Origin of the sequence: Paracoccus sp. 228 (assembly GCF_000967825.1) — a bacterium.
GTDB classification, from domain to species: Bacteria; Pseudomonadota; Alphaproteobacteria; order Rhodobacterales; family Rhodobacteraceae; genus Paracoccus; species Paracoccus marcusii.
Window position 1 is genome coordinate 229,671 of record NZ_JYGY01000005.1, and the last position, 14,531, is coordinate 244,201.

Annotated in this window: 11 protein-coding genes and 2 tRNA genes; 12 read left to right on the forward strand and 1 reads right to left on the reverse strand. The window is 64.6% G+C overall.

Going from position 1 to position 14,531, the window contains the following annotated elements; all coding sequences use genetic code 11:
- Positions 1–67: 67 nt before the first annotated feature.
- Positions 68–151 (reverse strand) — tRNA-Tyr (locus tag SY26_RS16025).
- 124 nt (positions 152–275) lie between these two features.
- Here SY26_RS16025 and rlmB point away from each other — a divergent pair.
- The 12 genes from rlmB to rpoC all read left to right on the forward strand — a co-directional run bounded on the left by rlmB (position 276) and on the right by rpoC (position 14,424).
- Entirely contained in the window at positions 276–1,079 is an 804-nt protein-coding gene (gene rlmB, locus SY26_RS16030; protein ID WP_045981381.1) for a 23S rRNA (guanosine(2251)-2'-O)-methyltransferase RlmB, read from the forward strand.
- Positions 1,080–1,168: 89 nt separating this feature from the next.
- Complete coding sequence (locus SY26_RS16035) at positions 1,169–1,570, forward strand: YHS domain-containing (seleno)protein (protein ID WP_045981380.1); 402 nt, start codon at positions 1,169–1,171, stop codon at positions 1,568–1,570.
- Positions 1,571–1,776: 206 nt separating this feature from the next.
- Entirely contained in the window at positions 1,777–2,208 is a 432-nt protein-coding gene (locus tag SY26_RS16040) for a CoA-binding protein (RefSeq protein WP_046001338.1), read from the forward strand.
- A gap of 55 nt (positions 2,209–2,263) precedes the next feature.
- A tRNA-Trp gene (locus tag SY26_RS16045) sits at positions 2,264–2,339 on the forward strand.
- Between the two features lie 97 nt (positions 2,340–2,436).
- Positions 2,437–2,631, forward strand: a complete 195-nt coding sequence (gene secE / locus SY26_RS16050; protein ID WP_042249102.1) for a preprotein translocase subunit SecE — start codon at positions 2,437–2,439, stop codon at positions 2,629–2,631.
- Between the two features lie 172 nt (positions 2,632–2,803).
- Entirely contained in the window at positions 2,804–3,340 is a 537-nt protein-coding gene (gene nusG, locus SY26_RS16055; protein ID WP_045981378.1) for a transcription termination/antitermination protein NusG, read from the forward strand.
- A 76-nt stretch (positions 3,341–3,416) separates the two neighbouring features.
- Complete coding sequence (gene rplK, locus SY26_RS16060; protein ID WP_045981377.1) at positions 3,417–3,869, forward strand: 50S ribosomal protein L11; 453 nt, start codon at positions 3,417–3,419, stop codon at positions 3,867–3,869.
- A gap of 2 nt (positions 3,870–3,871) precedes the next feature.
- A complete protein-coding gene (gene rplA / locus SY26_RS16065) occupies positions 3,872–4,570 on the forward strand; it encodes a 50S ribosomal protein L1 (RefSeq protein ID WP_046001339.1) in 699 nt (232 codons plus the stop codon).
- Positions 4,571–4,806: 236 nt separating this feature from the next.
- Positions 4,807–5,322 carry a 50S ribosomal protein L10 gene (rplJ, locus tag SY26_RS16070; protein WP_045981375.1) on the forward strand — a complete coding sequence of 172 codons (516 nt, stop codon included), beginning with the start codon at positions 4,807–4,809 and terminating at the stop codon, positions 5,320–5,322.
- A 65-nt stretch (positions 5,323–5,387) separates the two neighbouring features.
- Entirely contained in the window at positions 5,388–5,759 is a 372-nt protein-coding gene (gene rplL / locus SY26_RS16075) for a 50S ribosomal protein L7/L12 (RefSeq protein WP_042249114.1), read from the forward strand.
- Between the two features lie 228 nt (positions 5,760–5,987).
- Complete coding sequence (rpoB, locus tag SY26_RS16080) at positions 5,988–10,133, forward strand: DNA-directed RNA polymerase subunit beta (RefSeq protein WP_046001340.1); 4,146 nt, start codon at positions 5,988–5,990, stop codon at positions 10,131–10,133.
- A gap of 52 nt (positions 10,134–10,185) precedes the next feature.
- On the forward strand, positions 10,186–14,424 hold the full coding sequence (gene rpoC, locus SY26_RS16085) for a DNA-directed RNA polymerase subunit beta' (RefSeq protein ID WP_045981373.1): 4,239 nt from the start codon (positions 10,186–10,188) through the stop codon (positions 14,422–14,424).
- The last annotated feature ends 107 nt before the right edge of the window (positions 14,425–14,531 follow it).

The window sequence follows — 14,531 nt, forward strand, 5'->3', positions numbered from 1 at the left end:
GGACAGCAAAAGCCCCACCGCAGGGATGGTCCCTGCCACCACTTGATCATCCGGAATGTCGGGAAAGTGGTGGGCGACCCTGGAATCGAACCAGGCGTGGGTCTCCCCGGCGGAGTTACAGTCCGCTGCCGCACCTTGCAGCACGTCGCCCGCCGATCGCTTTCGGCGTGCGGGGTGATTAGCCGCCCCGTCGGGGGGCGTCAAGCGGATTTCCGGGGCTTGCGCGATGCGCGCCCTGCGCGCAGAGAAGGGTCCACAAGGAAAGGAGGCCGCGCATGTCCGACAAGAGCGGAAACGCGAAGAAGCCCACATGGGTCATCGACAAGGAACGCGCCCGCCGCGCGGCCGCCGCCGAGACGGTCTGGCTGTTCGGCCTGCACGCGGTCCGCGACGCGCTGGCCAACCCGGTGCGTCAGAAGCTGCGGCTGGTGGTCACCCAGAATGCGCTGGCCCGGCTTGGCGATCTGCACGGAATGGAGCCGGAGATCACCGATCCGCGCATCTTCGACAAGGCCGTGGGGCTGGCCGCCGAAAGCGTCCACCAAGGCGCCGCGCTGGAGGTCAAGCCGCTGAAATGGGGCAGCCTGTCCGAGGTCGCGTTGCGCGAGGCGCCCGGAGAGACGCGGCCGCTGCTGGTCGCGCTGGACCGGGTGACCGACCCGCACAACGTCGGCGCGATCCTGCGCTCGGCCGAGGTGTTCGGGGCGCGCGCGGTCATCGCCCCGCACCGCCATTCCGCCCCCGAGACTGGCGCCTTGGCCAAGACGGCGTCGGGCGCGCTGGAGCGCCAGCCCTATCTGCGCGTGCCGAACCTGGCCGAGGCGCTGACCCAGCTGAAGAACATGGGCTTCATCCTGGTGGGTCTGGACGGTACCGGTACCGAATCGTTGCCCGACCTGATGTCGGACCTGTCGGGCAGGGCGGTCTGCCTGGTCATGGGCGCCGAAGGGCCGGGCATGCGGGAGCTGACGATGAAGACCTGCGACCATGTCGCGCGGATTCCCTTTGCCGCCGATTTCGGGTCGCTGAACGTGTCGAACGCCGCCGCCGTGGCCCTGTATGCCGCGGGGCGTGCCTGAATATCACATCCCTGCGACGATTATGTCACGCGCGTTGAGATTTGGTCCGGCTGCTGTCAAGTAGACCGGACCGCAACCGTCGAGTCGTCATGAAAGCCTCTGTCCTGTGCCTGCTGATCAGCCTTGCGGCCGCGCTTCCCGCGGCGGCGCAGGACTGGGCCGTGGGCGGGTTCGACCCGGTGGGCTATGCGCAGGCCGGTCGCCCGACCCCGGGGCGCAGCGACATCGCGACGATGTGGAAGGGCCAGCTATGGCATTTCGCATCCGAGGAGAATCGCGCCCGGTTCGAGGCCAACCCGCGATCCTTTGCCCCGGCGCTGGACGGTATGTGCCCGGTGTCCATCGTCGACGGACGCCCGCAGATGGGCGATCCGCGCCATTTCGCGGTGGTGGCGGGCAGGCTGTACCTGCTGGAATCAGGTGCCGCGGAACGGCGCCTGTCCAGCGACCCCGCCGGGATCGTGGCAGAGGCTCAGCGCCTGTGGCGCTGACGCTGGCGACACAAGAATCACAAATGCGTGATCGGGGTGGAACTTTTCTTCCTGATGCCCATTTACACCTCATGGCATGACCCCGGAACGGTCATGTCCAGATCACTGTCCCTCGTTCCGCGACTTGCGCCCGGCCATCGTATGGACCGGGCGCTTTTTCTATGAGAGGCTGCAACCTGCGGCTGCGGCCCGGAGGAGGGACGATCATGGACATCCACACGGACGAGGATCACGACATCGCGCGCATCGCCCGCGACACAAAGGTCGTGGCAATGGTGGGCCTGTCCCCCAACGAGGCGCGGCCCAGTTGGGGCGTCGCCCGCTATCTGCAGTCCCAGGGCATCCGCGTCATCCCGGTCAATCCAGGTCACGACGGCCAGACCATCCTGGGAGAGCGGGTCTATGCGACGCTGGCCGACATCCCGGCTGCCGAAGGGGTGCAGCTTGTCGACATCTTCCGCCGCTCGGACGCGGTGGGGCAGGTGGTCGACGAGGCGCTGGCCCATCTGCCCGACCTGCAGGTGATCTGGACCCAGCTTGGCGTGCGCGACGACGCGGCCGCCGAACGTGCCCGCGCACGCGGCATCACCGTGGTTCAGGACCGCTGCCCCAAGATCGAGTTTCCGCGCCATCTGTAGCGGTCCGATATCTGCTTGACGGGCGGACAGGGTGGCACTAATCAGGCCCGACCTCAGGGGTATAGCTCAGTTGGTAGAGCATCGGTCTCCAAAACCGAGGGTCGTGGGTTCGAGTCCCCCTGCCCCTGCCAGGTCCTTCCGCCAGACCTGCGTCCTGACCGCGATCAGGGTTGAAAAGCCGGGCGTGCCCGGCTAGACCCGCGGTCGCATTTGCCCAAGGAGCCGCCCGTGGCCAATCCCGTCCAGTTCATCAACCAGGTCCGCGCCGAAGCCGCCAAGATTTCCTGGCCGACGCGCCGTGAGGTGATCACCACGACCATCATGGTCCTGATCTTCGCCTCGATCACCAGCCTGTTCTTCTTCTTGGTCGACCTGACGATCCGCACCGGTCTGACCCAGGGGCTGCGCCTGATCAGCGGCTGATCGGGGCTTGCAATTGCGGGCGGGGGGCGGTATTTCCCCCCGACTGTCCGGGACACGGCGTGCATCGAATGCGCATGCGCGCCGATTTGCATATTTCCGGACGACATGGAATTCAAAGGGTTGGCGCGCTGTCCGCGTGATTCCCGAAAGATGAGCAGGGGTCGATCGAGACATGGCAAAACGTTGGTATTCGGTCAGCGTCCTGTCGAACTTCGAAAAGAAGGTCGCCGAGGCGATTCGCCAGTCCGTCGCCGAGAAGGGCCTGGACGACCAGATCGACGAGGTCCTGGTCCCGACCGAGGAAGTGATCGAGATCCGTCGCGGCAAGAAGGTGACGTCCGAGCGCCGCTTCATGCCCGGCTATGTGCTGGTGCACATGGAGATGTCGGACCGGACCTATCACCTGGTCAACTCGATCAACCGCGTCACCGGCTTTCTGGGCGCGCAGGGCAAACCGATGCCGATGCGCGACGACGAAGTGAACATGATGCTGCACCGCTCGGACGACGGCGCACCCGCCGCGCCGCGCAACCTGATCCGCTTTGACGTGGGCGAGAAGGTCAGTGTGACCGACGGCCCGTTCGAAGGGTTCTCGGGGATGGTCGAGGAGATCGACGAGATTTCCTCGCGCATCAAGGTGACGGTGTCGATCTTTGGCCGGCCGACGCCGGTCGAACTGGAATTCACGCAGGTTTCGAAATCTTCGTGATCGGCTGCGGGAGGCCGTGAGGCCGCACCGCTAAATCGGCCCCCGTGCGGGGCTTGATGACAAAGGAGAAGGCCAGATGGCCAAGAAAGTTGTTGGCAGCCTGAAGCTGCAGATCAAGGCGGGCCAAGCGAACCCGTCGCCCCCCGTCGGCCCGGCCCTGGGTCAGCGCGGCATCAATATCATGGCGTTCTGCAAAGAGTTCAACGCCAAGACCCAGGAGATGGAGCAGGGTTCGCCCGTGCCCGTCGTCATCACCTATTATGCCGACAAGTCGTTCACCTTCGAGACGAAGACGCCGCCCGCGTCCTTCCTGCTCAAGAAGGCAGCCGGCCTGAAGCCGGTCGGCAAGCGCAACCGCGCCAAGGGTTCGGACAAGCCGGGCCGTGCCACCGCAGGCACCGTGACGGTCAAGCAGATCCGCGAGATCGCCGAGACCAAGATGAAGGACCTGTCGGCGAACGACGTGGATGCCGCGATGAAGATCATCGTCGGTTCCGCCCGGTCGATCGGCATCGAGGTGAGGGGCTGATCATGGCAAACGTTTCCAAGAAGAAGACCGCCGCCCGCGCCGCCTTCGAAGGCAAGGCCAACCTGACCGTCGAGGACGCCGTCAAGCTGGTCAAGGCACAAGCCTCGGCCAAGTTCGACGAGACCGTCGAGATCGCGCTGAACCTGGGCGTCGACCCGCGTCACGCCGACCAGATGGTCCGCGGCGTGGTGACCCTGCCCGCAGGCACCGGCAAAGACGTCCGCGTCGCCGTTTTCGCCCGTGGCCCCAAGGCTGACGAAGCCAAGGCTGCCGGTGCGGACATCGTCGGCGCCGAGGACCTGATGGAGACCATCCAGTCCGGCAAGATCGAGTTCGACCGCTGCATCGCGACGCCGGACATGATGCCGCTGGTCGGCCGTCTGGGCAAGATCCTGGGCCCGCGCAACCTGATGCCGAACCCCAAGGTCGGCACCGTGACGATGGACGTGAAATCGGCCGTCGAAGCAGCCAAGGGCGGCGAGGTCCAGTTCAAGGCCGAGAAGGCGGGCGTCGTCCATGCCGGCATCGGCAAGGTCTCGTTCGACGAGGACAAGCTGGCCCAGAACCTGCGCGCCTTCGTGGACGCGGTCAGCCGCGCCAAGCCGACGGGTGCCAAGGGCACCTACATGAAAAAGGTCTCGATCAGCTCGACCATGGGTCCGGGCGTGTCGATCGACGTGGTCTCTGCGACCGCGAACTGACCACAGGAATTTCCCCGCCGGACAAGGGCGGGGAATGGCGGGGCCGCACGCGGCCCTGTCCTGTCCGAGACGGAGGGTGCGGGGGAAACCTTGCTTAATTGCCTTCCTGAGATGGGGAAGCGTTTTTCCGAAGGCCCAGTCCTTCGGGTGATCTTGCCCTAACGGACCCGACCCGGTCCCGTTCGAGACCGGGAAAAGTGAGAGCCGGGGGGAAACCCCCAACTTGGAGTGAAACCGTGGATAGAGCACAGAAAGAACAGCTGGTCGAGGAACTCGGCCAGATCTTCGAAAGCTCTGGCGTCGTGGTGGTTGCCCACTACGAGGGGATGACGGTTGCACATATGCAGGACCTCCGCGCGCGCATGCGCGAAGCGGGTGGTTCGGTTCGCGTTGCCAAGAACAAGCTCGCCAAGATCGCCCTGGAAGGAAAGCCTTGCGCAAGCATCGCCGACTACCTGACGGGCATGACCGTGATCACCTATTCGGAGGATCCGACCGCTGCTGCGCGGATCGCCGACAAGTACGCCAAGGATAACGATCGTTTCGTGATCCTGGGCGGTGCGATGGGTGGTTCGGCCCTGGATCCGGCCGGTGTGAAAGCCGTCGCCTCGATGCCGTCGCGTGATGAGCTGATCGCTCAGATCGTGTCGTGCCTCGGTGCGCCCGCTTCGAACATCGCCGGTGCCATTGGCGCGCCTGCTTCGAACATCGCGAGCATCCTCACGACCCTCGAGGAACGTGAGGCTGCGTAAGCAACCTATTCCCGATTGGTGGTTGAAGACCCGACGTTGGAACATTAACTGGAAAGAACGGAAAAATGGCTGATCTGAAGAAACTCGCCGAAGAAATCGTGGGCCTGACCCTGCTGGAAGCCCAGGAACTGAAGACCATCCTGAAGGATGAGTACGGCATCGAGCCGGCTGCCGGTGGCGCCGTCATGATGGCTGGCCCCGCTGCTTCGGCAGAAGCCGCCGAAGAGAAGACCGAATTCGACGTCGTCCTGGTCGAAGCCGGCGCTAACAAGATCAACGTGATCAAGGAAGTTCGCGGCATCACCGGTCTGGGCCTGAAAGAAGCCAAGGACCTGGTCGAAGCTGGCGGCAAGGTCAAAGAAGGCGCTTCCAAGGCCGACGCCGAAGAAGTGAAGAAGAAGCTGGAAGCAGCCGGCGCCAAGGTCGAGCTGAAGTAATCGATCCTTTGATCGGTTGAAGACAGGCAGGGTCCGGGGTTTCCCGGTCCCTGCCGAACCTGTCTTGAAGGGCGGTCCGGCTGGCGGACATTCCTTCAGGGCATGTTCGAGGTTCGGGAGCCGCGCGGTGGGACGCGTGGCACGAATGGAACCTCACCCCTGCATTCGTAGGTGCGTTCCGGGGGCCCCGACCCGGACGCGCGCGAAGACGAAAGGTGACAAGACCCCATGGCGCAAGCTTATGTCGGCCAAAAGCGGATCCGCCGCTATTATGGCAACATCCGTGAAGTTCTGGAGATGCCGAACCTGATCGAGGTTCAGAAATCCTCCTATGACCTGTTCCTGAACTCGGGCGAGGGCAGCGGTCATAACGATGGTGACGGCATCCAGGGCGTGTTCCAGTCGGTGTTCCCGATCAAGGACTTCAACGAGACGGCCACGCTGGAGTTCGTCAAGTACGAGCTGGAGAAGCCGAAATACGACGTGGACGAGTGCCAGCAGCGCGACATGACCTATGCCGCGCCGCTGAAGGTCACCCTGCGTCTGATCGTGTTCGATGTCGACGAGAACACCGGGGCGAAATCCGTCAAGGACATCAAGGAACAGGACGTCTTCATGGGCGACATGCCCCTGATGACGACGAACGGCACGTTCATCGTGAACGGCACCGAGCGCGTGGTCGTCAGCCAGATGCACCGCAGCCCGGGCGTGTTCTTCGATCATGACCGCGGCAAGACCCATTCCTCGGGCAAGCTGCTGTTCGCCTGCCGCATCATTCCCTATCGCGGCTCGTGGCTGGACTTCGAATTCGACGCCAAGGATTTGGTGTTCGCCCGGATCGACCGCCGCCGCAAGCTGCCGGTGACGACGCTGCTCTATGCCCTGGGCATGGATCAGGAAGCGATCATGGACGCGTTCTACGAGACCGTGACCTACTCCCTGCGCCGCGAGGGGCGCGAGCAGGGCTGGGTGACGCGGTTCTTCCCCGAGCGCGTGCGCGGCACCCGGCCTGCCTATGACCTGGTGAACGCCGATACCGGCGAGGTCATCACGAAGGCCGGCGAGAAGGTCACCCCGCGCCTGGTGAAGAAGCTGCTGGAATCCGAAGAGCAGCTGAACCTGTTCGTCCCGTTCGAGCGCATCGTCGGCCGCTTCGTCGCCAAGGACATCGTCAACGACCAGACCGGCTTCATCTATGCCGAGGCCGGCGACGAGATCACCGCGGAATACGACAAGCAGGGCGAGATGACCGGCGGCCTGCTGAAGGTGCTGCTGGACAACGACATCACCGACGTGCCGGTTCTGGACATCGACCACGTCAACGTGGGTCCCTACATCCGCAACACGATGGCAGCCGACAAGAACATGGGCCGCGAAGGCGCGCTGATGGACATCTATCGCGTCATGCGCCCGGGCGAGCCGCCCACCGTCGAGGCCGCGTCGAACCTGTTCAACTCGCTGTTCTTCGACAGCGAGCGTTACGACCTGTCCGCCGTGGGCCGGGTCAAGATGAACATGCGCCTTGATCTGGACGCCCCCGACACGCAGCGCACGCTGCGCCACGAGGACATCGTGTCCTGCATCAGCGGCCTGGTCGAACTGCGCGACGGCAAGGGCGAGATCGACGACATCGACCACCTGGGCAACCGCCGGGTGCGTTCGGTCGGCGAGCTGATGGAGAACCAGTACCGCGTCGGCCTGCTGCGCATGGAGCGTGCCATCCGTGAGCGCATGTCCGGCGTCGAGATCGACACCGTCATGCCGCAGGACCTGATCAACGCGAAACCGGCAGCGGCGGCGGTGCGTGAATTCTTCGGCTCCAGCCAGCTGTCGCAGTTCATGGACCAGACGAACCCGCTGTCCGAAGTGACGCACAAGCGTCGCCTGTCGGCCCTGGGGCCGGGCGGTCTGACGCGCGAACGCGCAGGCTTCGAGGTCCGCGACGTCCACCCGACCCATTACGGACGGATGTGCCCGATCGAGACGCCGGAAGGTCAGAACATCGGCCTGATCAACAGCCTTGCCACCTTTGCACGGGTGAACAAGTACGGCTTCATCGAGACGCCCTACCGCAAGGTGGTCGACGGTCACGTGACCGACGACGTCGTCTACATGTCCGCGACCGAGGAGATGCGTCACACCGTGGCGCAGGCCAACGCGACCCTGGACGAGAACGGCAACTTCACCGACGAGCTGATCTCGACCCGCCAGTCGGGCGACTTCATGCTGAACCCGGTCGATGCGGTCGACCTGATCGACGTGTCGCCCAAGCAGCTGGTTTCGGTCGCGGCGGCGCTGATCCCGTTCCTTGAGAACGACGACGCCAACCGCGCGCTGATGGGCTCGAACATGCAGCGTCAGGCCGTGCCTCTGCTGCGTGCCGAGGCGCCGTTCGTTGGCACCGGCATGGAAGCCACCGTGGCGCGCGATTCGGGCGCCGCGATCATGGCGCGCCGTGGCGGCATCATCGACCAGGTCGATGCGCAGCGGATCGTGGTCCGGGCGACCGAGGACATGGGCGCGGGCGACGCGGGCGTGGACATCTATCGTCTCCGCAAGTTCAAGCGTTCGAACCAGTCCTCGACCATCAACCAGCGCCCGCTGGTGAAGGTCGGAGAGAAGGTCGTGGCGAACCAGGTCATCGCGGACGGTCCCTCGACCGACCAGGGCGAACTGGCGATCGGCCGGAACGTGGTCGTGGCCTTCATGCCGTGGAATGGCTACAACTACGAGGACTCGATCCTGATCTCCGAGCGGATTCACCGCGATGACGTTTTCACCTCGATCCATATCGACGAGTACGAGGTTGCGGCCCGCGACACCAAGCTGGGGCCGGAGGAGATCACCCGCGACATCCCGAACGTGGGCGAAGAAGCCCTGCGCAACCTGGATGAAGCCGGCATCGTCTATATCGGCGCCGAATGCGGACCGGGCGACATCCTGGTGGGCAAGATCACCCCCAAGGGCGAAAGCCCGATGACGCCGGAAGAAAAGCTGCTGCGCGCCATCTTCGGTGAGAAGGCGTCCGACGTCCGCGACACGTCGCTGCGTCTGCCGCCGGGTGCCTATGGCACGATCGTCGAGGTCCGGGTGTTCAACCGCCACGGCGTCGACAAGGACGAGCGTGCCCTCCAGATCGAGCGCGAGGAAGTCGAGCGTCTGGCGCGCGACCGCGACGACGAACAGGGCATCCTGGACCGCAACATCTATGCGCGTCTGAAGACCCTGATCCTGGGCAAGACCGCCCTGAAGGGGCCGAAAGGCATCAAGTCGGGGACGGAGATCACCGAGGAGCTGCTGGGCACCATGTCCCGCGGCCAGTGGTGGCAGCTGGCCGTCAGCGAAGAGGACATCGCCAAGGATGTCGAGGCGCTGAACGGTCAGTACGACACCCAGAAGAAGCTGTTGGAAGCGCGCTTCGAGGACAAGGTCGAGAAGGTCCGTCAGGGCGACGACCTGCCGCCGGGCGTGATGAAGATGGTCAAGGTGTTCGTCGCCGTGAAGCGCAAGCTTCAGGCGGGGGACAAGATGGCCGGACGTCACGGCAACAAGGGCGTCGTGTCCAAGGTCGTCCCGATGGAGGACATGCCGTTCCTTGCGGACGGCACCCCCGTCGACCTGGTTCTGAACCCCCTGGGCGTGCCGTCGCGCATGAACGTGGGTCAGATCCTGGAGACCCACATGGGTTGGGCCAGCCGCGCCCTGGGCCTCAAGATCGACGAGGCGCTGGAGGAGTATCGCCGCAACGGCGACATGACTCCGGTCCGCGAGGCGATGCGCATCGGTTACGGCGACGAGCTGTATTCCGAGATGTTCGACGGCCTGGACGACGAGACCCTGCGCGAGCATGCGGGCACCGTCCGCACGGGCGTGCCGATCGCGACGCCGGTCTTCGACGGCGCCAAGGAGGCCGACGTCAACGACGCGCTGACCCGTGCCGGGTTCGACACGTCGGGCCAGTCGGTGGTGTTCGATGGCCGTTCGGGCGAGCAGTTCGCCCGCAAGGTCACCGTGGGCATGAAGTACGTCCTGAAGCTGCACCACCTGGTCGACGACAAGATGCACGCGCGTTCCACGGGTCCGTACTCGCTGGTCACGCAGCAGCCCCTGGGCGGCAAGGCCCAGTTCGGCGGCCAGCGTCTTGGCGAGATGGAGGTCTGGGCCCTGGAAGCCTATGGCGCGGCCTACACGCTGCAGGAAATGCTGACGGTCAAGTCGGACGACGTCGCCGGCCGCACGAAGGTCTACGAGTCCATCGTCAAGGGCGAGGACAACTTCGAGGCGGGCGTGCCGGAATCGTTCAACGTGCTGGTCAAGGAGGTCCGGGGTCTGGGCCTCAACATGGAACTCCTGGATGCGGACGAGGAGGAGTGAGGGCCCGCGCCCTCACCACCCCTTCCTCCGTGCCCTTCATTAGGAATTGAGAATGAACCAGGAACTTGCCACCAACCCCCTGAACCCGCTGGCCCCGCCGCGGCAGTTCAATGAAATCAAGATCTCGCTGGCCTCGCCCGAAGAAATTCTGGCCTGGTCCTTCGGCGAGGTGAAGAAGCCCGAGACCATCAACTACCGCACGTTCAAGCCCGAGCGTGACGGCCTGTTCTGCGCGCGCATCTTTGGTCCGATCAAGGACTATGAATGCCTGTGCGGCAAGTACAAGCGCATGAAGTATCGCGGCCTGGTCTGCGAGAAATGCGGCGTCGAGGTGACCCTGCAGAAGGTCCGCCGCGAGCGGATGGGCCATATCGAGCTGGCCGCGCCGGTCGCGCATATCTGGTTCCTGAAGTCGCTGCCGTCGCGCATCGGTCTGATGCTGGACATGACGCTGCGCGATCTGGAGCGGATCCTCTACTTTGAGAACTATGTCGTCATCGAGCCGGGTCTGACCGACCTGACTTATGGCCAGCTGCTGTCCGAGGAAGAGTTCCTGGACGCGCAGGACAACTTCGGTGCCGACGCCTTCCAGGCGGATATCGGTGCCGAGGCCATCCGTGCGATGCTGTCGAACATCGACCTGGCGGCGACCGCCGACCAGCTGCGCGAGGACCTGAAGGCCGCCACCGGCGAGCTGAAGCCCAAGAAGATCATCAAGCGCCTGAAGATCGTCGAAAGCTTCCTGGAATCGGGCAACCGTCCGGAATGGATGGTCCTGACCGTGATCCCGGTCATTCCGCCGGAACTGCGCCCGCTGGTCCCGCTGGACGGCGGCCGGTTCGCCACGTCGGACCTGAACGACCTGTATCGCCGCGTCATCAACCGCAACAACCGCCTCAAGCGGCTGATCGAGCTGCGCGCGCCTGACATCATCGTGCGCAACGAAAAGCGCATGCTGCAGGAATCGGTCGATGCGCTGTTCGACAACGGCCGTCGCGGCCGCGTCATCACGGGCAACAACCGTCGCCCGCTGAAGTCGCTGTCCGACATGCTGAAGGGCAAGCAGGGCCGCTTCCGCCAGAACCTTCTGGGCAAGCGCGTCGACTTCTCGGGTCGTTCGGTCATCGTGACCGGCCCCGAGCTGAAGCTGCATCAGTGCGGCCTGCCCAAGAAGATGGCGCTCGAGCTGTTCAAGCCGTTCATCTATTCGCGGCTTGAGGCGAAGGGTCTGTCCAGCACCGTCAAGCAGGCCAAGAAGCTGGTCGAGAAGGAGCGCCCCGAAGTCTGGGACATCCTGGACGAAGTCATCCGCGAGCACCCGGTCCTGCTGAACCGTGCGCCCACGCTGCACCGTCTTGGCATCCAGGCGTTCGAGCCGATCCTGATCGAGGGCAAGGCGATCCAGCTGCACCCGCTGGTCTGTTCGGCCTTCAACGCCGACTTCGACGGCGACCAGATGGCCGTGCACGTGCCCCTGTCGCTGGAGGCGCAGCTGGAAGCGCGCGTCCTGATGATGTCGACGAACAACGTGCTGTCGCCCGCCAACGGCGCGCCTATCATCGTGCCGTCGCAGGACATGATCCTGGGCCTGTACTACGTCTCGATGCAGCGTGACGGCATGAAGGGCGAGGGCATGGCCTTTGCCAACATCGACGAGGTCGAGCATGCCCTGGCCGCCGGCGAGGTGCATCTGCACGCCAAGATCCAGGCGCGCCTGAAGCAGATCGACCAGAACGGCAACGAGGTCTGGAAGCGTTTCGAGACCACCCCGGGCCGCCTGCGGCTTGGCGGTCTGCTGCCCCTGAACGCCAAGGCGCCCTTCGAGCTGGTCAACCGCCTGCTGCGTAAGAAGGACGTGCAGGTCGTCATCGACACCGTCTACCGTTACTGCGGCCAGAAGGAATCGGTGATCTTCTGCGACCAGATCATGGGTCTGGGCTTCCGCGAGGCCTTCCGTGCTGGCATCAGCTTCGGCAAGGACGACATGGTCGTGCCCGACACCAAGTGGACCATCGTCGGCGAGGTCCAGGAGCAGGTGAAGGAGTTCGAACAGCAGTATCTGGACGGCCTGATCACCCAGGGCGAGAAGTACAACAAGGTCGTGGACGCCTGGTCGAAGTGCAACGACCGCGTGACTGAGGCCATGATGTCCACCATCTCGGCCAACAAGCGCGACGAGAACGGCGCCGAGATGGAGCCGAACTCGGTCTACATGATGGCGCATTCCGGTGCGCGGGGTTCGGTCAACCAGATGAAGCAGCTGGGCGGCATGCGGGGCCTGATGGCCAAGCCGTCGGGCGAGATCATCGAGACGCCGATCATCTCGAACTTCAAGGAAGGTCTGACCGTTCTTGAATACTTCAACTCGACCCACGGCGCCCGGAAGGGTCTGTCGGATACCGCGTTGAAGACCGCGAACTCGGGCTATCTGACGCGTCGTCTGGTCGACGTCGCCCAAGACTGCATCATCCGCGAGCATGACTGCGGAACCGAGCGCGCGATCACCGCATCCGCCGCCGTGAACGACGGCGAGGTCATCAGCCCGCTGGCCGAGCGCGTGCTGGGCCGGACCGCGGCCGAGGACGTGCTGGTGCCGGGCGAGGACGAGATCATCGTCCGTGCCAACGAGGTGATCGACGAACGCAAGGCCGACGCCATCGAGGCGGCGGGTGTGCAGTCCGTGCGCATCCGTTCGGCGCTGACCTGCGAATCCGAGGACGGGATCTGCGCGCTGTGCTATGGCCGCGATCTGGCCCGCGGCACGCTGGTCAACATCGGCGAGGCTGTCGGCATCATCGCCGCGCAGTCGATCGGCGAACCGGGCACCCAGCTGACGATGCGGACCTTCCACATCGGCGGCATCGCGCAGGGTGGCCAGCAGTCGTTCCAGGCCGCCTCGCACGAAGGCACGATCGCCTTCCGCAACGAGAGCATCCTGGAAAACGCCAATGGCGAACAGGTCGTGATGTCGCGCAACATGCAGATCCTGGTCATGGACGACCAGGGGCAGGAGCGCGCCAGCCACAAACTGTTCTACGGCTCCAAGCTGTTCGTGAAGGAAGGCGAGCGGGTCATCCGCGGCGCGAAGCTGTTCGAATGGGACCCCTATACCCTGCCGATCATCGCGGAGAAGGGCGGCATCGCCAAGTTCGTCGACCTGCTGTCGGGGATCTCGGTCCGCGACGAGACCGACGATGCGACGGGCATGACCCAGAAGATCGTGACCGACTGGCGGTCGGCCCCCAAGGGCAACGACCTCAAGCCCGAGATCATCATCATGGACGCCAACGGCGAACCGGTGCGCAACGACCAGGGCAACCCGGTCAGCTATCCGATGTCTGTGGATGCCGTGCTGTCGATCGAGGACGGCCAGGAGATCAAGCCCGGCGACGTGGTGGCCCGCATCCCGCGCGAAGGCGCGCGGACCAAGGACATCACCGGTGGTCTGCCGCGCGTGGCGGAACTGTTCGAGGCGCGTCGTCCCAAGGATCACGCGATCATCGCCGAGATCGACGGCTATGTCCGCTTCGGCAAGGACTATAAGAACAAGCGCCGCATCACGCTGGAGCCGTCCGAGGAGGGTCTGACCCCCGTCGAATACATGGTGCCGAAAGGCAAGCACATCCCGGTGCAGGAAGGCGACTTCGTGCAGAAGGGTGACTACATCATGGACGGCAATCCTGCGCCGCATGACATCCTGCGCATCATGGGGATCGAGGCCCTGGCCGACTACCTCATCGACGAGGTGCAGGACGTCTATCGACTGCAGGGCGTGAAGATCAACGACAAGCACATCGAGGTGATCGTTCGCCAGATGCTGCAGAAGATCGAGATCCTGGACGGCGGCGACACCACGCTGCTGAAGGGCGAGAACGTCGAGCGTGACGAGTTCGTCGAGGAGAACGCCAAGATCGAGGCACGCGGCGGACGTCCCGCCACGGGCGAGCCTGTCCTGCTGGGCATCACCAAGGCCAGCCTGCAGACCCGCAGCTTCATCTCGGCCGCCTCCTTCCAGGAGACGACCCGCGTGCTGACCGAGGCTGCCGTCCAAGGTAAGCGCGACAAGCTGGTCGGTCTCAAAGAGAACGTCATCGTGGGCCGCCTGATCCCGGCGGGCACCGGCGGTGCGACCACGCGCGTTCGCCGCATCGCGACCGAACGCGACGCCGAGGTGATCGAGGCACGCCGCGCCGAGGCCGAGGCTGCCGCGGCCCTGGCCGCGCCCGAGCCGTCCTTTGCCACCCCCGCGGCCGATCCGGTGGATCTGCCGCAGGACGGCAGCGACGATTGATCGCGACGCCTGACTGATGATGCAAAGGCCCGGCACCCAGTGCCGGGCCTTTGTCTTTTGGGTTGACCGCCCTTGCGTGCTGCACATACTGCATCTGCCGTTCAAGG